Origin of the sequence: uncultured Ruminococcus sp., assembly GCF_934476685.1 — a bacterium.
Taxonomy (GTDB): Bacteria; Bacillota; Clostridia; order Oscillospirales; family Ruminococcaceae; genus Hominimerdicola.
Genome location: NZ_CAKSNX010000001.1, coordinates 167,620 through 189,233, shown reverse-complemented (window position 1 = coordinate 189,233; position 21,614 = coordinate 167,620). Strand labels below are relative to the sequence as shown.

Genomic DNA, 21,614 nt, shown 5'->3' with positions numbered 1-21,614 from the left:
CTCAAAATTCATGGCGGGACGAAAATCTCGTGATCCCAAAAAAGATATCGAAATTTTTATCCACCTTAACTATTACAGTATAACATTATTTTTCACTTTTGTAAATACCCCTGAGGACATTTTTTCAGCTTTTTTACCCGATTTACACCTTATAAACACCCTATTTTCGGTTAGTCTGTACAAACCAGTTGTAACGTTTACACAAGCAAAGCGTCTTTTCACAAAAACTGCAAAAAGACGCTTATAACTTTATTTGCTGATATCAAAGCACATATACAATTATATATACCGCAACCCTTGCAACAGCGGCGAGCAGCAGACCATATCCTGCTGTGCCGAGGGCAAGCTGAGATGTCCAGTAGATGTCGGCAGGTTCGATAGGTCTTGATGAACTGCCGATAACTTTTTTTCTTACAAGCTGACCGTCATAATATTCATCACCGCAGAGAGCGATACCCAATGCACCTGCACAGACAGCCTGCGTACAGCCCGAATTAGGACTTGGCGATTTTCTCTTATCACGTCTGTATATCCTTACGGCGTTCTTATGGTCAAGGTGGAGAAAAGCAACGTTGAGTTTCATAAGGAAAGCGGCTATCCTTGCAGGGATATACATTATAACGTCGTCAACGATAGCAGGGATTTTTCCGAAATAGCGGCAGCTTTCCGTTTTGTATCCCACAGTATTATCCATGATATTTATGCAGCGGCAGAATATTCCGCCTACTCCGCCGAAAATAGCTATCCAGAAAACAGGAGCGATTATCCAGTCTGTGATATTTTCGGAGATAGTTTCAGCTGCGCACTTTTCCGCCTCGTTCATATCAAGCTCGTCAACGTCTCGGCAGGATATCTTTTTCAGATATCTTCTTGCAGAAATGATGTTGCCCGATCTTGCGGCACGGAAAACGCCCTGAGCGGAGATCCTGAGATACTTACATGAAATAGATATCCAGCAGAGTATGCCCTCCATGATTATGCCCAGAACGACATTTATTTTATAGCAGACAAACAGCAGGGCAACAGAAATTCCGAGGCAGATGATGAGCGTCATGATAATGAGCATCAGACCAGCCATATTCTGCGCCTCAGGAGAATCCGCATAAGCTTTTCTGAGCGTATTTTCAAGAGATCGCACAAGCTTTTTTATAAGCGTCAACGGATAAAGCGAACCGTTAGGGTCGCCGAGAGCCATATCAAGGACAAATCCAAGCGCAAGAGCGCAGAGCGAATTCATCAGCATAAAATTTTATCCTTTCATTTTATATTTTACTAATATAAAGATATTGAGATAATTATATCACAGTTTGTTGGATTTTGCAATATCGGCAGGGGATTTATCAACAAAAAAGCGGCTGAAAATTTATCAGCCGCTGAATTATCAGTTCTTTTCCTTTTTATCTTTTCTTTTTTCAAGCTTTTCCCTCAGTTCACGATATCTTTCAAGACTGTTCGTAAGGGTGTTGGAAAAACGAATAGATTCAAAAAAGGAGAGTTTCTCTTTGTTTTTTGAACGCACACTTCTTATTTGTTCTTTAAGTTCGTCAATGAAAATTACTATCTGATTTTCATGAGCAAATTCAGTAATATTCACAATGTTCTTTATTGACATACCAAGATCCATAAAGAATACACCATAATAAAGACCGATCACAAATGAAAATGCAAGATTCTGTGCCAGCCAGTTAAGTGCATCAAGTATATAAGGGTTTATACAGAAATAATAAAATGCACTTAAAACAACCCAAAAGAAGGAGTAGAGCGGACAAATTATTCCTTTATAATTCCCACAGAACTGTCTGTAATCCCAAAGCATGATCTTTAACTTAACGATAAAGATCATACCTGTAAGGTACTCGATAGCGGTAATAACTATCGCCATAACAACAAACAGCGCTATTCTTTTGAGCCATATGTTCTCAAAGGGAACACACTGCTCCAATCTTGCCAGAAGATAAAGCACGATAAGGCTAAAGCCGTAAAGCGGGAGGTATGGTCCTGTAAGAAATCCAGGATTGAGCCACTTTCGTTCTACGTTCACGGGGTCGAAAAACTTTCTGTAAAAAAGCTCAATGACCCAGCCTATCATACTTCCGACGGCAAACAGAAATGCCAGTCTTAAAAATATATTCATATCAGATCCACTTATAAATTTTCATCAAAACAAACTTAATAAAATACTTGCTGTTATCAGATACCAGCTGAATAGTTAGGAGCTTCCTTAGTGATATAGATATCGTGTGGGTGGGATTCTTTAAGACCTGCGCCTGTGATCCTTACGAACTGAGCCTTAGAACCAAGCTCTTCGATAGTGTGGCAGCCGCAGTAACCCATACCGGAACGGATACCGCCGACAAGCTGGAAGATAGTGTCAGATACAGGTCCCTTATAAGCAACTCTTCCCTCAACTCCCTCAGGAACGAGCTTCTTGGAGTTTGTCTGGAAGTATCTGTCCTTTGAACCCTTGTTCATTGCTGCGAGAGAACCCATGCCTCTGTAAACCTTGAACTGTCTGCCCTGATAGATCTCAGTTTCGCCTGGAGCTTCTTCACAGCCTGCGAGTACAGAACCGAGCATAACAACGCTTGCGCCAGCGGCAAGAGCCTTAACGATATCACCTGAATACTTTATACCGCCGTCAGCGATAACAGGAATGCCATACTCAGCAGCAGCACAGGCAGCGTCATAAACAGCTGTGATCTGAGGAACACCGATGCCTGCAACTACTCGTGTAGTACAGATAGAACCAGGACCGATACCGACCTTGATAGCGTCAGCGCCTGCTTCACAAAGAGCTCTTGCAGCCTCAGCAGTTGCGATATTTCCTGCGATAACAGGAGTATTCGGGAAAGCAGCCTTAACTTTCTTAAGGCAGTTTATAACATTCATTGAATGACCATGAGCGGAATCGAGGACGAGAACGTCAACCTGAGCGTCGATAAGAGCACCTGCTCTGTCGAGGATATCGTTTGTCATGCCGATAGTAGCGCCGCAGAGAAGTCTGCCCTTCTTATCTCTTGCAGAGTTTGGATACTGAACAGCCTTTTCAATATCCTTTATAGTGATAAGGCCCTTAAGAATACCGTCCTTATCAACCAGCGGGAGCTTTTCGATTTTATGCTTCATAAGGATCTTCTGTGCGCCTGCGAGATCAGTATCAACAGGAGCTGTAACAAGGTTTTCCTTAGTCATAACGTCAGCGATCTTGATATCGAAATCTGTGATAAATCTGAGGTCACGGTTTGTAAGGATACCCTCAAGCTGACCTTTTTCATTTACGATCGGCACACCGGAGATCTTATACTTGCCCATAAGCTTGTCAGCCTCGGCAACAGTTTTATCAGCGGTAAGTGAGAAAGGATTTACGATAACGCCGTTTTCAGAACGCTTTACCTTATCGACCTCTTCAGCCTGCTGAGCAATAGTCATATTCTTATGGATAATACCGATACCGCCCTCACGAGCAATAGCGATAGCCATTTTAGCCTCTGTAACTGTGTCCATGGCAGAAGTCATGATAGGCGTATTAAGTACAATGTCCTTAGTCAGATGAGTATGGATATCCACCATATCAGGAGTGCAATCAGACTCTCCCGGGATAAGCAGTACGTCATCAAAAGTAAGACCTTCCTTTACAAACTTATTGTTTGGATTTGTTTCCAGCATAAATTTACCTCCCGCACTTTAATCATATTAATTCTTTAAAAACTTATAATATTCTTATAAATATACACTATTTATAAGAATTTGTCAACGTAGATTTCCTAACAAACTATTAATATATTATTTCAGTAATGCAATACTGACAACAATTTGCAATACGCAAAGCATATATAATATGCTTTAACTTAACAAAAAATGCGGAGGGCATTATCTCTCCGCATTTTGTATGATTATTTCTTAGGAACGAGCTTATCTTTTCCGCCCATATACATTATGAGTGGTTCAGGGATAGAAACTGTGCCGTCTGCATTAAGGTTGTTCTCAAGGAAAGCGATAAGCATTCTCGGAGGAGCAACAACGGTGTTGTTAAGAGTATGAGCGAAATACTTTGTGCCGTCCTCGCCCTTAACTCTGATCTGAAGTCTTCTTGCCTGAGCGTCGCCGAGGTTAGAGCATGAACCTACCTCGAAATACTTCTTCTGGCGAGGGCTCCAAGCTTCAACATCGCAGCTCTTTACCTTAAGGTCAGCGAGGTCGCCTGAGCAGCACTCCAGTGTTCTTACAGGGATATCAAGTGAACGGAAGAAGTCAACTGAATTCTGCCAGAGCTTGTCATACCAAGTCTTGCTGTCCTCAGGCTTACATACAACGATCATTTCCTGCTTTTCAAACTGGTGTATTCTGTAAACGCCTCTTTCCTCTATACCGTGAGCGCCTACTTCCTTTCTGAAGCAAGGTGAATAGCTGGTGAGAGTCTGAGGGAGATCAGCCTCAGGAAGTGTAGTCTTGATGAACTTACCGATCATAGAATGTTCGGAAGTACCGATAAGGTAAAGATCTTCGCCCTCGATCTTATACATCATGCCTTCCATTTCGGCAAAGCTCATAACGCCTGTAACAACGTCAGAACGGATCATGAAAGGAGGAACATAATATGTAAATCCTCTGTCGATCATAAAATCTCTTGCATAGGAAAGTATAGCGGAATGAAGTCTTGCGATATCACCCTTAAGATAGTAGAAACCGTTGCCGGAAGTTTTTCTTGCAGCGTCAAGGTCGATACCATCGAAAGTTTCCATAATATCAACATGATAAGGAACTTCGTACTCAGGAACAACAGGCTCGCCGAACTTTTCGATCTCAACATTCTCGCTGTCGTCCTTGCCTATCGGAACGCTCTCGTCAATGATGTTAGGGATAACGAGCATTCTTTCACGGATCTTAGCTTCAAGCTCCTGCTCCTTTACTTCAAGGTCAGCAAGCTCCTTAGCCATAGCGGAAACCTCAGCCTTTACAGCCTCAGCCTCTTCCTTCTGACCCTTAGCCATAAGTCCGCCTATCTGCTTAGACTTTACATTTCTCTGATTTCTCAGTTCGTCAGCCTTTGTTCTTGCTGCTCTGTATTCAACGTCAAATGCTGCTACTTCGTCAACAAGCACAAGCTTTTCATCCTGAAACTTCTTCTTGATATTTTCCTTCACGATTTCAGGATTTGTTCTGATAAGTTTGATATCTATCATTTTTACTACTCCTTTATTACAGGCATTGCGCCCTATTTGCGTACTTTATAGTATAACCCCGTCGGGCAGTTTTGTCAATACTCAGCCAGCATTTCTGCAAGTCTTGCGAGAACAGCTTCGATATCCTGTTCCTTGCCGATCTTCAATGTTACCTGCGCACCGCCGTCCTTTTCGGACTTCGTTTTTACCTTTATATTTGAATGACCATTGACGGAGACCTCAAATTCTTTAAGAAAAGGCTTAGGCTTTTTCACCGATTCTCTGCGGATTTTTTCCATTTCCTTTTCATTATACGGAGTCTTCGGCTTGCCCGCCTGCGCTGCAAGAGCCTCCAGCTCACGGACAGTAAGGCTCATATCCTCAGTCATTGCCGCAAGTTCTATCTGATCCGGTTCTTCAAGAGATGCCAGAACTTTTGCGTGACCTGATGAAAGGATACCGTCATTGACCATTTTCTTTACCTCATCACAGAGGGACAGAAGTCTTACTGAGTTTGCAACTGCTGACCTTGATTTGCCAACGACCTTTGCCGTTTCTTCCTGTGTCATTCCGTAAGCGGTCATAAGCTTTTTGTAAGCCTCAGCCTCTTCAATAGGTGAAAGATCCTGACGCTGGATATTTTCGATCAGTGCAAGCTGCATAGTCTGCTTATCATCGAGATCAAGAATGTACACAGGCACTTCTTCAAGACCTGCCATTCGTGACGCTCTCCAGCGACGCTCGCCTGCAACTATCTGATATCCGCCGTTTTCAAGAGATCTTACGGCTATCGGCTGGATAAGACCGTTTTCACTTATGCTGTCCGCAAGTTCCTGAAGTTTTTCTTCATCAAAATTTTCTCTCGGCTGATCCTTATTTGGTTCAAGGAGAGATAATCTCACCTTTGTTATGCTGCGGTCCTGCTGAGTATCTTTCTGCTCTCCGCTTTCCTTTGAAAAGGAGTTATCAGCAAAAAGGTCATCAAGACTTGAACCCATTCTGTTATTTTTCTTACCCATATCTATATCCTTTCAAGCACAATGTTCCACGTGAAACATTTTTGCATTACTTCTTTGCACGTTTTTTCTCACGCTTTATTATCTCTTTCGCCAGTTCGTCATAAGCTTTTGAGCCTTTGGCTTTTTTATCATAATAGACCGCAGGCTGACCAAAACTAGGAGCTTCCGACAAAGCAACATTTCTCGGTATCGTTGTTGAAAAAACTTCCTTTGGAAAATGTTTTTTTACTTCTCCGATTATCTGACCTGTTATCTTATATCTTTCTACGCACATTGTAAAAAGAATACCCTCAACATAGAGGTCATTGTTCCATGTATCCTTAACCCTGTTGATTGTGTTGTGAAGTTCCACAAGACCTTCCAGTGACAAAAACTCACACTGCAGCGGAATGATAACTGAATCTGCTGCAACAAGAGCATTTATCGTAAGCATATCCAGCGTTGGCGGGCAGTCGATAAATATGTAATCATAGAAATCTTTTGCCTCAGCAAGACGAAGTTTAAGCTGCTTTGCTCTGTTTTCAATAGCCATAAGCTGCACAGCCGCACCAGCAAGTTCCTGCGTTGTTGGAACGACCGACACACCTCTGAAAGTTGTGGCGACAACAGCCTCAAACAAAGTGCAGTCACCCATAAGCACATCATAGACTGTATTTCTGATACTTCTTTTCTGTATGCCATAGCTTGTAGTTGTATTGCCCTGAGGGTCGAAATCAACTATCAGCACCTTTGCGCCATGCAAACCAAAAACAGCCGCAAGGTTACATACCGTAGTAGATTTGCCTACGCCGCCTTTCTGGTTTGAAACCGCAATGATCTTACCCATTTATATTCCTCATTTCATTATACATTCAAAAAATACTATCTTTATTATACAACATTATTTGCATTTTGAAAAGACCTTTTTGAAAATAATTTCTGCAAAATTTATCTGATGTTCCACGTGGAACATTTTTTATAATTCGTCAAAGCAGGCAGAAAATTTCATCACTTTTTGTTCTATAAGATCACAAAATGATATTTTGAAATGCAAAATCACGAAAATTTATCTGCATAAACGCATAGCAGGCAGGGTAGTTCCATGATATAATTCTATCAGAAACTTTGCAATGGAGGTATAAAGAATGGTAAAAATAGCAGACATAATCTCAAAAGCTTTTACAGAGCAGGATATCGAAAGCGCATCTGCACCACAGATAAAAGAGTTAGGCAAAATAATCGACATTTCAACAGCGGACATTATCCCTAATCATCTTCAGCCACGAAAGCATTTTGCCGCAGACGAACTTACAAGTCTTGCAAAAAGCATTTCACAGGACGGAATCATTCAGCCGCTGACTGTGCGCCGATACGGCACAGGTTTTGAACTGATATCAGGTGAGCGCAGACTCCGTGCCGCTAAACTTGCAGGTCTTAATAGCGTCCCATGCATAATCATCAACGCTGACGAAAACCGTTCAGCGGTAATGGCACTTATAGAAAATATCCAGCGCAGTGATCTGAACTGTTTTGAAGAGGCGAGAGCAATATCAAATCTTATTGAGGGTGGATTTGTCACCCGTGAGGAGGTTTCGATACGTCTTGGACTTGCCCAGTCTACTATCGCAAACAAACTGCGCCTTTTAAAACTTACTAAAGAAGAAGAGCAGATCATATGCCATGCAGGATTGTCCGAAAGACACGCCCGTGCGCTGTTGAAAATACCCGAACCCGAAAAACGCAAAGCCGTCCTTGCAAAAGCCGTTGAGGAAAACTGGACAGTTGAAACTACCGAGCGTTATATTCAAAAACTTGAGCGTGAGAATATTAAAAAGTCCAGTTATGAAAAAAGGGCGGTCATGCTCAAAGATGTCCGCCTCTTCTTTAATTCTGTTAATAAAGCTCTCGATGTTATGCGTATGGCAGGTGTTGACGCTGACGCAAAACGCATTGACCATAAAGATTATATTGAGTACATAATCAAGATCCCGTCTAAGTCCGAAAACTCAGATCAGTAGAATGTTCCACATGGAACAATTATGGCACATACTGATCGTTCACAAAAAGCTGTTCCCAGTATGCCTTTGCATTTTCTCCCGTACCCGATACAGTTTTCACCACCGCCATGTACTTCATATCAGCGTTAAGGATATTTGCCCTGTGTCCCTCGGAATTCATCCAAGCGTCAAATATCTCCTTAGCTCCTGCATCGGTGTTTGTTGTGCTGGCTATGTTTTCCGCACAGTTCCACCAGCTTATCCCCGTTGAATCTATCGCCGTATCAAAATTCGTGCCGTCTGGTCTTGTGTGCGAATATGACATTACCAGCTCGTCAGCTCTCACCTTCGCCGCACTTTCCAACAGTTCAAGTCCATACACCTCATTAAGTCCGTACTGTTTTCTGACCTCATTCACATACCCAAGCATTTCTAAAGTCAGATCAGACGCTCCGCTATTTGATGTATTTACAGAGCCGTACTGCTTAGGCGGATCAGAAGGCGAAAGGGGAGTTGCCGATGCGCTGTCCTCAGTTTCGGTGGTTTCCGTTTTCTTTTCATCATTTTCCGAAGACTCATCTGACTCGGTTTTCGTTGTTGTTATGGTCGTTGTTTTAATTGTTGTGGTAGTGGTGTTTACCTTTATATCATTGTATCCAGGGGGAACAAGCTCGCTGCCGTTTATAAACAGCTTTCCGTTATTTGTGACCAGCAGATCACCGTTCAGCTTTACCGCAAGTTCAAGAAGATCATCTGTATTCACAGCCTCAAACCCATATGAAGAAGCATTTATCGTCAGCTCATTTCCGCTGTCATCTTTTATATTACAGGTCTTTGTCGTCTTTCCGTCAGATTTTCTTATTATGTACTTTCCAGCAGATGTACATTCTATGGTGTACTTATCTGTCAGCCTGTATGCTGAAAAAGCTGTATCCTCATATGTCACAGGACTTTTATCATAGTACAGAACATTATCTTTAAGTTCAATGCTGTGTCCGCTGTAAACGAAACTTTCAACATTTTCTCCGTCAGCTTTGAAAAACAGCTCTCCGCTCTCAGCTGAAATATTTATTTCATTTTCATTATCGTCTTTTACACTGACGCTTTTCAGCGGATTATCCTGCTTATCCTTTATCATATACTCACCGTCGGAAAGCTGAAAAATTACCGTTCCGTCGGAAAATTCTATCTTTGCACAGCTAAACTCAGGTATGCCGTCCTTATAAACAGGAATTGCCGCAGTAGTAGTTATTGTTGTTGAAGAAACCTCTTTTTTTTCTTCCTTTGTCTGCACAGCCGCATTATTTATATTTATCTTTTCATCTTTCTGATTGCCGCTGTCTGCCGCCGCAGCCGCAAAACCTGCCGCAAGGATAACTGCCGCAGCCATAAAAATTATATTCTTGATATTATTTTTTATATACATTCTTTGCTTTTTCATTGCATTTGTATTCATTGGATATGCACCTCTCGGAAATTTGCCGTATGAATGATATACATATTATATCCTTTGCATATATTTTTGTCAAGCAGAAACGGGACAGCCAATTTTCATGACTGCCCCGTTTTTTAACATTTGATTTTATTTACTGTTGAAAACTTACCCCTGTATTTTCAGCATCGTATTCCATATTGACTGCTGATATCGTATAGCAGCCCGAATTTGTCTTTTCGCCGTCTTTTCCGAATATCTGATCCTTGAAAAGGAAGAACACATCAAAAAGAATCACGCCGATTATAAGTATAACAAGTATTATCGGAACAAGCGCTCCTGCTCCCTTACCGGGAACAACTTCTCCTCTCTTTACTGCGTGAGGACCATTTCCGCCGTTCATTCCGTTCGGTATCTGATTTGGTATAGCGTTTCCGCCCACAGGCATCTGACCTTCGGGAGTGATATTTCCGATCTGCTGAGATACCGCTTCTCTTCCCTCTGGTGTAAGTACAGTTGTTTCCCCTGCTCCCATATTCTGATTTTGGGAGTACTGATCGTACATACTGCTCGTATTACCCATATCATTTACCACAGGAGTATCATTTATAACTGGTGTCGGCGCAATATCGACCGTTCTGTTTGCCATAGCCTTTTCCTCAGGTGTTATGACTGGCGCAGGCTGAGGTGCGCTCTGCTGAGGTGCAGGCTGCTGACCTGGCATAAAAATGCTGTCCATAGTCGGTGTATTTGCGTCCTTTAACGGCTTTTCCTGAAGTGCAGGAGTATCGTCTGTTATTACAGGTATCTGTATCTCGTCCATAGTCGGATTTGACAGATCTTCCTTTGGCTTCTGTTCCTCCTTATTTACACCAGTAGGTGTTCCGCATATATTGCAGAACTGCGCATGCTCGTTAAGTGTATTTCCGCACATCTTGCAGGTCAGCGTTTTTGCTTTTGCAGGCAGCTTTCCGCCGCATTGCGGACAAAATTTATCTCCCTCCGCATATGGGAGTCCGCAGGTTGGACAATCTGGCATAACTTATACCCTCCATGATCTCTGATTTATTTTTTGATTTGTCTGTGTTGTTTGAATCTGGTATGTACCTTAATCTAACAGGTCGGCAACGTCGCCTAATACCCACTTTCCGTCTACCTTTGCAACAGTAAAGTGTTCTGTTTCAGTATCGCTGTCCATTGAACCTGATACCATAAATACTATTTTCAGATCATAGCCCTCTGTTACCTTTACCTTGCTGTATTTTCCTGTTCCGTATGAGTAATAGTTCGATATGCTTTCAAGTTCGCTGTCTGTAAGCTTTTCCTTGCTGACTATCTCATATTTTACCTTTATATCACTGCCAAAATCTTCAATAAGGTCAGCGTGTACAGACATTGCACATTCATTCATATAATCATCATAGCTGCCGGAAGTCAGGCTGTTGTATGCTTCAAGCATCTCTTTATATGATTTCGGAATAAGATCCGACATTGCCTTGCCGTCGCCCTTTTCCATTATCTTAACGAGATTATCAATAGGTGTCTTGTAATTTCCGCCGCTGAATATAACTCCTAAAATAACTGCCACAGCTATTATCAGCACAAGAAGTATTCCGCCCACTATAAACAGCTTTTTATTAACAGGCTTCTTTGCAGCAGGTGCAGCGCCGTATCCTGCCTGTGCAGGCATTCCGTTATATCCGCCGTTGAAATTCTGATACTGCTGCTGACCGTTCTGATAAGCTGCGCCGTTGTTGTTCATCTGATAATTCTGTTCAGGCTGCTGTACATATCCCATATTCTGATTTGTATTCTGAGCCGCCGTATTCTGTACAGGCTGTGCATTGTTCTGTACGGGCGTTCCGCAGTTTACGCAGAACTGTGCTGCATCGTCCAACTGACTTCCGCAGTTTGTGCAAAATTTTGACATAGATAATTACTCCATTTCCACTATATTTTCTCTTCTGTTTAATTCTGTTTAAAATTAAAACAATATTAGTACCTTTTATAATAAACTATTTTTTTATATTTGTCAAGAAAAATATCCTGTACTGTGCATACACTCAGCCTATTCATCATCTGCGATAAACCGCCATTGTCTGTCTATATCTTCCTGACTTGCATAGCCTATCCCCACACGCTTATCGGTATGAAAGCTGTGTTTTTTGCCGTCGTCCTCTATCCAGATCTCATCACTTGTAACGAACGAGCCTTTGTTCTGTTTTCCCGTTACTCCCAGCCTTTTTGTCAGCTTTGCAGGACCATTTGAACCTTCTCCTGCTCTGAAAAGAACTCCCTGCGGCTGACCTTCTTCACCTGTGATAACGTTCATTAGCCAATGCATTCCATAGCAAAGATACACATATATAACTCCGCTTTTCCCGTAAAGCACTTCCGTCCTCTGCGTTCTTCCCTTATGTGCATGGCAGGCTGTATCTTCTTCGCCACGATAAGCCTCTGTTTCGGTTATTTTCACTCTTATCTCTTCGCCGCCTATCCTTGAAACAAGTATTTTTCCTACCAGATCAGGTGCAACTTCAAGACAATCCCTGTGAAAAAATTCTTCATTAAGACGTTCCATTTTATCTCTTTTCTTTCTGATTTTTCAGATTTTTTTATTTGCTGAGCCTTTTGATAAGCTCTTCATCAGGCTTTACCGTTATGGTATAGTTGTGCGTAAATATGACCATACCGGGTTTTGCTCCGTTAGGCTTTTTTACGTTTCTTATAAAAGCATAGTCAACGTCAACTCTTGATGATGTCTTTCCCTTTGAGAAATAAGCCGCTATCTGCGCAGCCTCTTCTATTGTTCTGTCAGGCGGCATTTCGTCCTCTAGGTCTGCAAAGTCCTTTTTCGGACATGATATTATAACGTGTGAACCTGTTATATCCTTGACGTGCAGCCATACATCATTCTTTTCAGCTTCCTTGCAGGTCAGCCTGTCATTCTGTTTGTTGTTTCTTCCCACTCTGATAAGATATCCGTCCGAGGAAATAAATTTCATCGGCGGCATCGCTTTCGGCGGCTTGCCTTTCATTTTTCCTCTTTTCACATATCCCTGCTCCGCAAGTTCCGCCCTGAGTTCCGCAATATCTCCCTCTGTCTGCGCTCTTGTAAGTGCGTCAAAGACCGAATCAAGATATCTGCTTTCCTCTTCGCCGTTTCTTATAAGCTCTTTCAGTTTTTTCTCAGCCGTATCGAGCTTTCTGTATTCCTTATAATATCTCTGCGCATTCTGAGTGGGGGTAAGCCTTTTGTTCAGCGGTATCTTTACCATAGGACTGTCCTCAAGGTAAAAGTTCATTACCTCTGTTTCCTCCATACCCTTTTCAAGACCATACAGATTAGCCATTATAAGGTCACCGTACTGGCGGAACTTTTCTCTTTCCGCACATTCCGTCAACTCTATCTTCTGATTTTGAACACGTCTTTCTGTCCTCTCGATAGTGTTCGCAAGCAGTCTGAAAAGATCCTGCGCTTTCTGCTTTGTTCTCGCCAGAGCGTCCCTCTCGGAATAGAAATAGTCCAGCAGTACAGATGGCGACTCAAAGAATTTTGTTATCATCAATCCGCCGTACTGATCTATCTCACAGAAGCAGAAATCCTTTAAGCTGCCTTCCTTTGTCTTTATGACCGTAAATTTATTTTCAGAGTTTTCAACACTTTCTCTGGTTTTCTTTATAAAAAACCACAGTCTGTCCAGCTGATCGTCCGTTATGCTGTCATTGAAAACATCTGCATTTTTATCCGTAAAAAACGCACATTCTCTTGCAAAAACAGGGGATATTCCCTCGAAAACCTTCATTATCGCCTTTGAAAGCTCCTGCGGCATCTGAGCCTTTAATTTTGCCTCAAAATCTTCTCTTGAACATTCCGTAAGACTGAGCTTTTCATCTCTGTCAGGCGGACAGTATCTCATACCCGGCAGCACAGGTCTTGACGAAACGTCCTGACTTACTCTTTTTATGCTGTCGATTATTTTTCCGTCTGCGTCCAGCAGAAGAAGATTTGAGCGTCTGCCCATTATTTCCGCCGCAATGGTGAGCCTTACTATATCCCCCATTTCATTTGACGAATCAAAATCTATATACAAAATTCTCTCATAGCCGTCCTGTCTTATGTCAACAAGCTTTCCAGATGAAAGATGCTTTCTCATCAGCATACAGAACATAGGCGGCTGTTTCGGATTTTCTATTTCCGCCGTTGTAAAATGTATTCTCGCCGAGCCTGCCCCTGTGTGGATAAGAAGTCTTTTCAGTCCGTTTTCCCTTGTTCTGACGGCAATTATTATCTCTTCCTTTGAGGGCTGATGTATCTTATCAACTCTTCCGCCGATAAGACAGGAAAATTCCTTTTTCAGCAGGCTCAAATATACTCCGTCCAAAGCCATTTATATTATCTCCTTAAAATTCATATGATAAAATATCTTTGTTGCTATCTGCCGTGAAAGATCTCACCTCAGGAAATCTCTCCGACAGCACCTTTTCCATATACTCGCAGAAAATATTTTCCGTATGGAAATGCCCTGCGTCAAAAACGCACAATCCTGCATTGTGAGCATCAATGAAAATATCGTGCTTTACATCTCCCGTAATAAAAGCGTCGCAGTTTTCCGCCAAACAGTTTCTTAAAAAGCTTCCTCCGCTGCCCGAACATACCGCTATTCTTTTTATCTTTTTATCAATGCTGTTGTATCTTATTACAGTATTGCCCAAAGCAGACTTTATCCTCTCCGCAAGCTGCTTTGCAGTGATTTTCTCAGTTTCGCATATACAGCCAAGCGGTGTTCCGTTTTCAACTGCAAGGGGAGAAACCTGTTTAAGACCAAGCTTTTCACACAGTATATCATTCATTTTTGCACTGTCAAAATTAGTATGCGCAGAAACGGCTGATATCCCGTTAAGACACAGCTTTACAGCAATATCCGAGTCGCTGAGATTTTTCAAAGCCTTGAAAATAACAGGGTGATGAGTTAAGATAAGCTGAACATTTTTCTCTTTCGCCTCATCTATTATCTCATTTGTTATATCCAGAGCAAGCATAACATTTTCAACATTTTTTTCTTTAAAACACACATTTATGCCGCTGTTGTCATAGCTTTCCTGCAATGAATATGGTGCTATATCATTTATATAGTCATATATATCCTTTACTTTTACGTTATTTGTATTGGGCATTTCAATGTCCTTTCTGAATCTCTAATTTTTACCGTTTTGTTCAAGCCATACAAGCAGAACATTTATATCCGCAGGATTTACTCCGCTTATTCTGCTCGCCTGTCCCACAGAAACAGGTCTTATCTTTTTGAGCTTTTCCGTTGCTTCCAGTCTTAAACTCTTTATCTGATCGTAGTCTATATCCTCAGGGATCTTCTTTTTCTCCAGTTTTCTCATAGCCTCGACCTGTTCAAGCTGTATCTTTATATAGCCGTCATACTTTATCTGAAGTTCCACCTGTTCTTTAACTTCTTCAGAAAGTTCAGGTCTGTCCTTATCCATAAAGGCAGTATCTTCATACGCTACCTGCGGACGGCGGATTATCTGCGCCAGTTTATAGCCGTTTGTTATCCTGTCCGTTCCCACACTTTCAAGATACTCGTTTATCTCGTCAGACGGAGCGATATTTATTTTCCAAAGCCTTTTTACCTCTTCATCTATCTGCTTTATCTTTTCCTGTAAATGCTCATATCTTTCATCAGAAATAAGTCCGATCCTGTGACCTATTGGCGTAAGTCTTATATCGGCGTTATCCTGTCTTAAAAGAAGTCTGTATTCACTTCTCGAAGTCAACATTCTGTATGGGTCTGAACAGCCTTTTGTACAGAGATCGTCTATAAGCGTTCCGATATAAGATGACGCTCTGTCCAGTATCATAGGTTCTTCGCCCTTTATTTTCAGTGCCGCATTTATGCCTGCACATAAGCCCTGCGCAGCTGCCTCCTCATAACCCGACGTTCCGTTAAACTGTCCTGCTCCGTAAAGTCCGTTAAAGGCTTTGAATTCAAGGGTAGTTCTCAGCTCGGTCGGATCGCAGCAGTCATACTCGATAGCATACGCATTTCTCATTATCTCAACGTGTTCAAGTCCCTTTATAGTATGTAAAAATTCAAGCTGAACATACTCAGGAAGAGATGATGACATTCCCTGCAAATAATATTCCTCTGTATCAAGTCCCATTGGCTCAATAAAAAGCTGATGACGGGGCTTGTCTGAAAATCTCATTATCTTATCTTCAATAGACGGACAGTATCTCGGACCTATTGCGTGTATTCTTCCCGAATAGATAGGGGAGAGGTGGATATTATCCATTATGACCTTATGAGTTTCAGCATTGGTATATGCAACATAGCAGCTGACCTTATTTTCAAGCTTTTCCGTTTCAGAGAAAGAGAAAGGAGTTATCTTTTCATCTCCGTCCTGTATCTCCAGCTTGTCGAAATCTATCGAACGCTTGTGAACTCTTGCAGGAGTTCCTGTTTTAAATCTTCTTATGGTCATTCCTGCCTTTTTCAGACAATCTGAAAGATAAAGCGCAGGCTGAACAGAATCAGGTCCGCTTGAATATGAAACTGCGCCGACATGGACTTCTCCGTTAAGATATGTTCCGCTTGCAATTATTGCCGCTTTGCATGAATATTCTGTGCCGAGCTTTGTTTTTATTCCGCAGACGGTCTTTCCGTCCTCCTCAAAAAGTATCTCCGTTACCTCAGCCTGTTTAAGAAAAAGTCCCTCAGTATCTTCAATAGTCTTTTTCATAAGTGTATGATATTTTACTCTGTCTATCTGCGCCCTTAAACTATGAACGGCAGGACCTTTTCCTCTGTTCAGTATCCTGCTCTGTATAAGCGTCTTATCAGCAGCTTTTCCCATTTCTCCGCCGAGAGCGTCTATCTCTCTGACAAGATGTCCCTTTGCAGTTCCGCCTATAGAAGGGTTGCATGGCATATTTGCCACACCGTCAAGAGTTATGGTAAAAAGCGCTGTTTTCAGTCCCATCCTTGCTCCCGCCAAAGCAGCCTCACAGCCTGCGTGACCTGCGCCGATAACTATAATATCAAAATATTCTCTGTTTTCTATATTTGTATCTGAACTTGCTTTACTTTCCAATTTTTTCACCTTTTTTTATAAAAACTTAAAAACTTTAAACCATTATTGCCTTGTTATTTTCCAACACAGAACTTAGAAAAGACCTCGTCAACTACCGCCTCTGTCGCCTTTTCTCCCGTAAGCTCCATAAGTGCATTTGCCGCATAATCTATCATCACAGTAACAGCGTCAAGTGTCTCTCCCATATCAAGGCTTTCGAGAGCCATTTTCAGATATTTGTCCGCTGTCTGCGCACAGTTCATCTGCCTTTCATTTGCAAATATCGTACTGTCTGCGTCATAATCCTCCGGACTGAACATCTTCTCTATCTCGCTTTGCAGTGAATCTTTTCCCTCTTCATTCTTAGCCGAAATCTCAACTATACTATTGCTGTAACTGTTGAAAAATTCTTTGTCTATCCTGCTTTCAAGGTCGGATTTGTTCAGCACGATAATAGTTTTTCTGCCTGTATTCTTAACATATTCAAGCAGCTCCTTGTCCTCATCATCAAGAGGACGTGAGGTGTCAAAGACCTCCATTATGAGCATCGCATTGTCAAGCTTTTTCTTTGCTATCTCAACGCCTATTTTTTCCACCTTGTCATCAGTTTCGTGTATGCCTGCGGTATCGGAAAGCTTTAGGGTAAGTTCGCCTATTTTCGCACTTTCCTCAATAACATCTCTTGTCGTACCTGCAACATCGGTAACTATTGAGCGGTCATATCCGAGCAGCATATTCATCAGTGTAGATTTTCCAACATTCGGTTTTCCTGCTATACAGGTATCGACTCCACGTTTCAGCACCATTCCGTTATCATAATCACGCAGTATCTTTTCCGTAACAGCTATGGATTCTTTCAGACTTGTCCGCAGATTTTCTTCCTCAACTTCGGGAAGATCCTCTTCGGGATAATCCACCCATGCGGCAAGTTCTCCCAGTATCTTCACAAGCCGCTTTGTTACTCCCGATATCTTTTTAAACAGCCTGCCTTCTCTTGTCAGATTTGCAGACGCAAGTTCATATTCGCCCTGAGCTGATATAGTATCCATAACAGATTCCGCCTGCGTAAGTGACATTTTTCCGTTGAGCAAAGCACGTTTTGTAAACTCACCTTTATTTGCAAGAACTGCGCCGTTTTTCAGACAAAGCCTTAAAACCTGTTTCGTAACAAAAATTCCGCCGTGACATGATATCTCCGCCACGTCCTCGCCTGTATAAGACTTCGGCGCACGGAAAACTGTCAGCACACCGTCATCTACCACCTTTTCCCCGTCAGTTATCCTGCCGTATGCACAGGTATAGCCCTGCATATTTTCAACAGACTCACATGATAAAGGTTTAAAAATTTTTGCGGCAACAGAAACTGCATTCTCACCGCTTATTCGTATTACTGAGATACCGCCCTCAGCGAGAGGAGTGGAAACAGCGCATATATCGGACATTTATAATATCAATCCTTTCGGAAAACAATTTATCGAGCCTTAACTCTACTTCACCATTGTAATTATATCACTATAACACGATAAAGTCAATTAAGACATAAAAGAAACAGCAGACAGATCAAACCGACCTGTCTGCTGTAATTTTTATTTATCAGAACTCTATCTTTGAGTAAAGTCCTGCATCGGTCATTGAATCCTCAGGCTTTGGCTTCTTGTATTCCTTCTCAAAGCTTGTGGTGAAATCAAATCCCTTGCTGCGTGGAGCATTGTTTCTTCTTCCGCCGTTTCTTCTGCCCTTGCCGCCTTTTCTGTATCCGCCTCTGTCATCTCTTCTTGGATTTGTTGAGCTGATTATTACTTTTCTGTAAGGCTCTTCACCCTTTGACTGGGACTGAACGCCCTCTATCTCGGATACTGCTGCGTGGATTATTCTTCTCTCATATGGATTCATTGGTTCGAGAGCTGAAGATCTGCCGTTCTTCTTTACGTTGTTTGCGATCTTTCTTGCAAGCTCTTCAAGCTGAACTTTTCTTCTCTCTCTGAAACCGTTGCAGTCTGTTGTGATTCTGAAATATTCTCTGTCGATCCTGTTGCTTACCAGTGATGCAAGATACTGGAGTGAATCGAGCAGCTCGCCCTTCTTACCGATAAGCTCTTCAAAACCGTCGCCGTTTATCTCAAGAGCAACGCCGTTTTCGATCTCGCTCTCTTCAACTGTAACATTCTCTATTCCCATTGCTGTGAGAACTTTCTTGATGTACTTTACTGCAATATCTGTCTTTGTTTCAGTATATTCAGCGTCTACCTTTGCTTCGCCCTTCATCTTGCCGAAAAGCGACTTCTTAGGTTCTTCAACAACTGTAAATGTTATCTTTTCCTCACTTACTCCGAACTCACTGACTGCCATTGCTTTTGCAGCTTCAACTGTTGCAGCCGTAAATGTCTGTTTCATAATTCCTGCTCCTCTCAAATAGGTAAATATTAATCCTGCGAATCGTCATATTCATCGCCGTATTTCTCTGCCATACGTTTTCTCGCTTCGTTAAGCTTTTTTCTCTGCTCGTCCTTCATTTCTGTTTTGGACTTTTTCTTCGGCTCTTCATAATCGTCGCCGATATCCTCGTGTATAGCCTTTCTTACTTCGCTGGGGTCTTTTCCGGACTGTATCATCTGAGCCTCAGCCATTTTCTGCATGAAATTCTGCTTGCCCTTTTTCTTTTCCTTAGCTATATCTCTTTCGACCAGCTCTGCAACGTGGTCAGGAGTGTATATCTTATTGAGAACTATTGTCTGGAGAAGTGCGAATATTGAAGAATAGCACCAGTAAAGACCAAGTCCAAGAGGATAAGAGAATGCGATCCAGAGTGAGAACAGAGGCATAATGTACATCATTATCATCATAGAGCCGCCCATTTTTACAGCGTCAGGATTGTTCTTCTTCTGGAAGTGCTGAGAAACGATAGTAACCAGCAGCTGGAGAACAAAACATAGTATAGGAATGATGCAGGTTATGCTCTTTATGGAAGGTATCGTACCCATGTAGATACCAAAGAAATCGTAGTTGAAGTCATGTGCGAAATCTTCGATCTCGCTTGAAACTATTCCGAGAACGTCAGAATATTCGCCGTCCAGATCCTGTGCGAAAACGAAAGTCATAAGCTCAGGTCTTGACTTGATAAGGTTCTGTGAGAAATATTTTTCGTTTGTGATGAACTCATCGAGGTCATTGTGGAGAACGAATGCGTCCACAACATTTTCAAGCTTTGTATCATTATCCAGAGCCTTTGCGGAATTAGGATACTTTTCCTCGTCCTTAAGGAGAGTTTCAAGCTCTTCCTTAGGATCTTTGCCGTCCTTTTCATATCCTGCGATAAGGTCTGTTACAGTAGTATCGTTGCTGTGTACCTCTGTACTTACAGTGTAAAGATTTGATATCAATTCATTTGACTGATTTACCTTGTCCTTGTCAATGTTGGATACATATGTCAGCGGACCGTAAATTACAGGGATAAGAGCAAAAAGTATAACCATTGTGATAAGCATAGGCAGACAGCTTGCCATAGGGTTTACGCCTGCTTTTGCATAAAGGTTCATCTGTTCTTCCTGCAGCTTCTGCTGATTTTTAGCATACTTTTTCTGAAGCTTTTTCAGCTCAGGCTGCAGCATGGACATTCTTGCCGTACTTTTCTGCTGCTTGATCTGAAGAGGGAATGTTATAAGTCTTGTAAGAAGAGTGAAAAGCAGGAGCGCTATGCCGTAATTCTTGCATACGAAATAGCAGCCTTTCATTATCCATCCCAAAGGTGTAGCAATAATACTCATCAAATTCCTCCGATATCTCTTTGATTCATTTTACTTTTTTACTTTTTTTACTTTGCATAACATAAGCGATCTATATATTAATACGTCTTTATTAATTCAGTATTAGATCAATAAAGACCCGTTATTTTCAAAAATCATTATCTTAATTTTAATTCTTATTCTTTTTTATCCTAAAATAATCCCTTGTTATCCTTTCGGGAACATGATCAACCCCGCCCAAAGACCATGGATTGCACCTCAGTATCCTCCACACCGTCAGCAGTGTACCCTTGAAAAAGCCGTGCATCTTATATGCGTCCAGCGCATATTTGGAACATGACGGATAATACTTGCATCTCGCCGGAAAAAGCGGACTGATAAATTTTCTGTAAAATTTTATGATAAGCTCTGCAAGATATCTCATTTTACTCTTTAATTTGATTTTGCTTTTGTATTCTGTTATTTTGTCCCCTGCCGTTTTTCTTTCTTGGATCTTTCTTTTCGGGACTGTTCATCTCTTTAACAAGCTTTGTGCAGATGAACTTCTCTATATCCGCAGACGACTTTTCGGCAATATCATTCCTGCCGACAAAAACGATATCATATCCTATGGGCAGCTTGTCCTCATTAAGTCTGTACGCAGCCCTTACTATACGCTTTATGCGGTTTCTCTGAACGGCGTTGCCGTTTTTTTTGCTGACGGTTATACCCAGTCTGTTCACAGGCATTCTGTTAGGAAAAAAATATGCGCAGACATATCCGTTCGCTGTAAATCTTCCTTTTCTGTAACACCTCTGAAATGCCTTGTTTTCTTTTAATACAACCGTGAAAAGCATATGATATCCCCGTCCGCAGCCTTTCGTACTAAAAAATACAAAAAGCTGTCTGAAAAAAATTTACAAACTCTAAAAAAAGATAAAGACCTTATACCGGGCAAAAGCATCAGCACATTGCCGGTATACGGTCAGTTTATATCTTAGTGGCTGAGTCTTGCTCTGCCCTTTGCTCTTCTGCGAGCCAGTACCTTTCTGCCGTTTGCAGTGGACATTCTCTTCATAAAGCCGTGTACTTTCTTTCTCTGAAGCTTCTTAGGCTGATAAGTTCTTTTCATTAAATTCATCCTCCTTCCGCAATATACCACCTATGTCAATAACCCACAGAAAACATCGGTTTTGACATAGTCCTTGTAATTTAAC

Annotated in this window: 20 protein-coding genes; 1 reads left to right on the top strand and 19 read right to left on the bottom strand. The window is 41.8% G+C overall.

The genetic code is table 11. The features are described from left to right. Window positions 1-262: 262 nt before the first annotated feature. From cbiB to Q0E19_RS00805, 6 genes are all read right to left on the bottom strand, one after another. Window positions 263-1,243, bottom strand: coding sequence for an adenosylcobinamide-phosphate synthase CbiB (cbiB, locus tag Q0E19_RS00830; RefSeq protein ID WP_294406219.1), 981 nt, complete (start codon window positions 1,241-1,243; stop codon window positions 263-265). 138 nt (window positions 1,244-1,381) lie between these two features. Continuing rightward, the gene (locus Q0E19_RS00825) at window positions 1,382-2,134 is read right to left on the bottom strand and encodes a putative ABC transporter permease (RefSeq protein ID WP_294406215.1); all 753 of its coding nucleotides are present in this window, start codon (window positions 2,132-2,134) and stop codon (window positions 1,382-1,384) included. A gap of 56 nt (window positions 2,135-2,190) precedes the next feature. Next, window positions 2,191-3,666, bottom strand: coding sequence for an IMP dehydrogenase (gene guaB, locus Q0E19_RS00820; protein WP_294406213.1), 1,476 nt, complete (start codon window positions 3,664-3,666; stop codon window positions 2,191-2,193). 227 nt (window positions 3,667-3,893) lie between these two features. Beyond that, window positions 3,894-5,183 (bottom strand): serine--tRNA ligase, encoded by a 1,290-nt coding sequence (gene serS, locus Q0E19_RS00815; protein ID WP_294406210.1) that lies wholly within the window; start codon window positions 5,181-5,183, stop codon window positions 3,894-3,896. Between the two features lie 74 nt (window positions 5,184-5,257). Next, entirely contained in the window at window positions 5,258-6,181 is a 924-nt protein-coding gene (locus Q0E19_RS00810; protein WP_294406208.1) for a ParB/RepB/Spo0J family partition protein, read from the bottom strand. A 46-nt stretch (window positions 6,182-6,227) separates the two neighbouring features. After that, on the bottom strand, window positions 6,228-7,007 hold the full coding sequence (locus tag Q0E19_RS00805) for a ParA family protein (RefSeq protein ID WP_294406205.1): 780 nt from the start codon (window positions 7,005-7,007) through the stop codon (window positions 6,228-6,230). A gap of 298 nt (window positions 7,008-7,305) precedes the next feature. Here Q0E19_RS00805 and Q0E19_RS00800 point away from each other — a divergent pair, with 298 nt between their 5' ends. Next, window positions 7,306-8,178: a ParB/RepB/Spo0J family partition protein gene (locus tag Q0E19_RS00800; protein ID WP_294406203.1), complete on the top strand. Its 873-nt coding sequence runs from the start codon at window positions 7,306-7,308 to the stop codon at window positions 8,176-8,178. A 19-nt stretch (window positions 8,179-8,197) separates the two neighbouring features. On the opposite strand, the gene Q0E19_RS00795 is transcribed toward Q0E19_RS00800, so the two are convergent. The 13 genes from Q0E19_RS00795 to rpmH form a co-directional block, all read right to left on the bottom strand. Beyond that, window positions 8,198-9,613, bottom strand: a complete 1,416-nt coding sequence (locus tag Q0E19_RS00795; protein ID WP_294406200.1) for a CAP domain-containing protein — start codon at window positions 9,611-9,613, stop codon at window positions 8,198-8,200. A gap of 130 nt (window positions 9,614-9,743) precedes the next feature. After that, complete coding sequence (locus Q0E19_RS00790) at window positions 9,744-10,628, bottom strand: zinc ribbon domain-containing protein (RefSeq protein WP_294406198.1); 885 nt, start codon at window positions 10,626-10,628, stop codon at window positions 9,744-9,746. 69 nt (window positions 10,629-10,697) lie between these two features. After that, window positions 10,698-11,519: a zinc ribbon domain-containing protein gene (locus Q0E19_RS00785; RefSeq protein WP_294406195.1), complete on the bottom strand. Its 822-nt coding sequence runs from the start codon at window positions 11,517-11,519 to the stop codon at window positions 10,698-10,700. A gap of 138 nt (window positions 11,520-11,657) precedes the next feature. Further along, window positions 11,658-12,170 (bottom strand): DNA-3-methyladenine glycosylase, encoded by a 513-nt coding sequence (locus tag Q0E19_RS00780; protein ID WP_294406194.1) that lies wholly within the window; start codon window positions 12,168-12,170, stop codon window positions 11,658-11,660. A gap of 34 nt (window positions 12,171-12,204) precedes the next feature. After that, entirely contained in the window at window positions 12,205-13,980 is a 1,776-nt protein-coding gene (locus Q0E19_RS00775) for an NFACT RNA binding domain-containing protein (protein ID WP_294406191.1), read from the bottom strand. A gap of 13 nt (window positions 13,981-13,993) precedes the next feature. After that, the gene (locus tag Q0E19_RS00770) at window positions 13,994-14,767 is read right to left on the bottom strand and encodes a Nif3-like dinuclear metal center hexameric protein (protein WP_294406189.1); all 774 of its coding nucleotides are present in this window, start codon (window positions 14,765-14,767) and stop codon (window positions 13,994-13,996) included. A gap of 21 nt (window positions 14,768-14,788) precedes the next feature. Beyond that, on the bottom strand, window positions 14,789-16,666 hold the full coding sequence (gene mnmG, locus Q0E19_RS00765; RefSeq protein WP_294407012.1) for a tRNA uridine-5-carboxymethylaminomethyl(34) synthesis enzyme MnmG: 1,878 nt from the start codon (window positions 16,664-16,666) through the stop codon (window positions 14,789-14,791). Window positions 16,667-16,749: 83 nt separating this feature from the next. After that, a complete protein-coding gene (mnmE, locus tag Q0E19_RS00760) occupies window positions 16,750-18,117 on the bottom strand; it encodes a tRNA uridine-5-carboxymethylaminomethyl(34) synthesis GTPase MnmE (protein ID WP_294406185.1) in 1,368 nt (455 codons plus the stop codon). Window positions 18,118-18,268: 151 nt separating this feature from the next. Continuing rightward, window positions 18,269-19,069 carry an RNA-binding cell elongation regulator Jag/EloR gene (gene jag / locus Q0E19_RS00755; protein ID WP_294406183.1) on the bottom strand — a complete coding sequence of 267 codons (801 nt, stop codon included), beginning with the start codon at window positions 19,067-19,069 and terminating at the stop codon, window positions 18,269-18,271. A gap of 29 nt (window positions 19,070-19,098) precedes the next feature. Beyond that, window positions 19,099-20,439, bottom strand: coding sequence for a YidC/Oxa1 family membrane protein insertase (locus Q0E19_RS00750; RefSeq protein WP_294406180.1), 1,341 nt, complete (start codon window positions 20,437-20,439; stop codon window positions 19,099-19,101). Between the two features lie 148 nt (window positions 20,440-20,587). Next, window positions 20,588-20,842, bottom strand: a complete 255-nt coding sequence (gene yidD / locus Q0E19_RS00745; RefSeq protein WP_294406178.1) for a membrane protein insertion efficiency factor YidD — start codon at window positions 20,840-20,842, stop codon at window positions 20,588-20,590. Window position 20,843: 1 nt separating this feature from the next. After that, on the bottom strand, window positions 20,844-21,254 hold the full coding sequence (rnpA, locus tag Q0E19_RS00740) for a ribonuclease P protein component (protein WP_294406175.1): 411 nt from the start codon (window positions 21,252-21,254) through the stop codon (window positions 20,844-20,846). 140 nt (window positions 21,255-21,394) lie between these two features. Next, complete coding sequence (rpmH, locus tag Q0E19_RS00735; RefSeq protein WP_294406172.1) at window positions 21,395-21,529, bottom strand: 50S ribosomal protein L34; 135 nt, start codon at window positions 21,527-21,529, stop codon at window positions 21,395-21,397. Between the last annotated feature and the right edge of the window lie 85 nt (window positions 21,530-21,614).

Coding starts and splice junctions, on each gene's coding strand:
- cbiB (WP_294406219.1), bottom strand. CDS start 1,243: ATGCTGATGAATTCGCTCTGCGCTCTTGCGCTTGGATTTGTCCTTGAT.
- Q0E19_RS00825 (WP_294406215.1), bottom strand. CDS start 2,134: ATGAATATATTTTTAAGACTGGCATTTCTGTTTGCCGTCGGAAGTATG.
- guaB (WP_294406213.1), bottom strand. CDS start 3,666: ATGCTGGAAACAAATCCAAACAATAAGTTTGTAAAGGAAGGTCTTACT.
- serS (WP_294406210.1), bottom strand. CDS start 5,183: ATGATAGATATCAAACTTATCAGAACAAATCCTGAAATCGTGAAGGAA.
- Q0E19_RS00810 (WP_294406208.1), bottom strand. CDS start 6,181: ATGGGTAAGAAAAATAACAGAATGGGTTCAAGTCTTGATGACCTTTTT.
- Q0E19_RS00805 (WP_294406205.1), bottom strand. CDS start 7,007: ATGGGTAAGATCATTGCGGTTTCAAACCAGAAAGGCGGCGTAGGCAAA.
- Q0E19_RS00800 (WP_294406203.1), top strand. CDS start 7,306: ATGGTAAAAATAGCAGACATAATCTCAAAAGCTTTTACAGAGCAGGAT.
- Q0E19_RS00795 (WP_294406200.1), bottom strand. CDS start 9,613: ATGAATACAAATGCAATGAAAAAGCAAAGAATGTATATAAAAAATAAT.
- Q0E19_RS00790 (WP_294406198.1), bottom strand. CDS start 10,628: ATGCCAGATTGTCCAACCTGCGGACTCCCATATGCGGAGGGAGATAAA.
- Q0E19_RS00785 (WP_294406195.1), bottom strand. CDS start 11,519: ATGTCAAAATTTTGCACAAACTGCGGAAGTCAGTTGGACGATGCAGCA.
- Q0E19_RS00780 (WP_294406194.1), bottom strand. CDS start 12,170: ATGGAACGTCTTAATGAAGAATTTTTTCACAGGGATTGTCTTGAAGTT.
- Q0E19_RS00775 (WP_294406191.1), bottom strand. CDS start 13,980: ATGGCTTTGGACGGAGTATATTTGAGCCTGCTGAAAAAGGAATTTTCC.
- Q0E19_RS00770 (WP_294406189.1), bottom strand. CDS start 14,767: ATGCCCAATACAAATAACGTAAAAGTAAAGGATATATATGACTATATA.
- mnmE (WP_294406185.1), bottom strand. CDS start 18,117: ATGTCCGATATATGCGCTGTTTCCACTCCTCTCGCTGAGGGCGGTATC.
- jag (WP_294406183.1), bottom strand. CDS start 19,069: ATGAAACAGACATTTACGGCTGCAACAGTTGAAGCTGCAAAAGCAATG.
- Q0E19_RS00750 (WP_294406180.1), bottom strand. CDS start 20,439: ATGAGTATTATTGCTACACCTTTGGGATGGATAATGAAAGGCTGCTAT.
- yidD (WP_294406178.1), bottom strand. CDS start 20,842: ATGAGATATCTTGCAGAGCTTATCATAAAATTTTACAGAAAATTTATC.
- rnpA (WP_294406175.1), bottom strand. CDS start 21,254: ATGCTTTTCACGGTTGTATTAAAAGAAAACAAGGCATTTCAGAGGTGT.
- rpmH (WP_294406172.1), bottom strand. CDS start 21,529: ATGAAAAGAACTTATCAGCCTAAGAAGCTTCAGAGAAAGAAAGTACAC.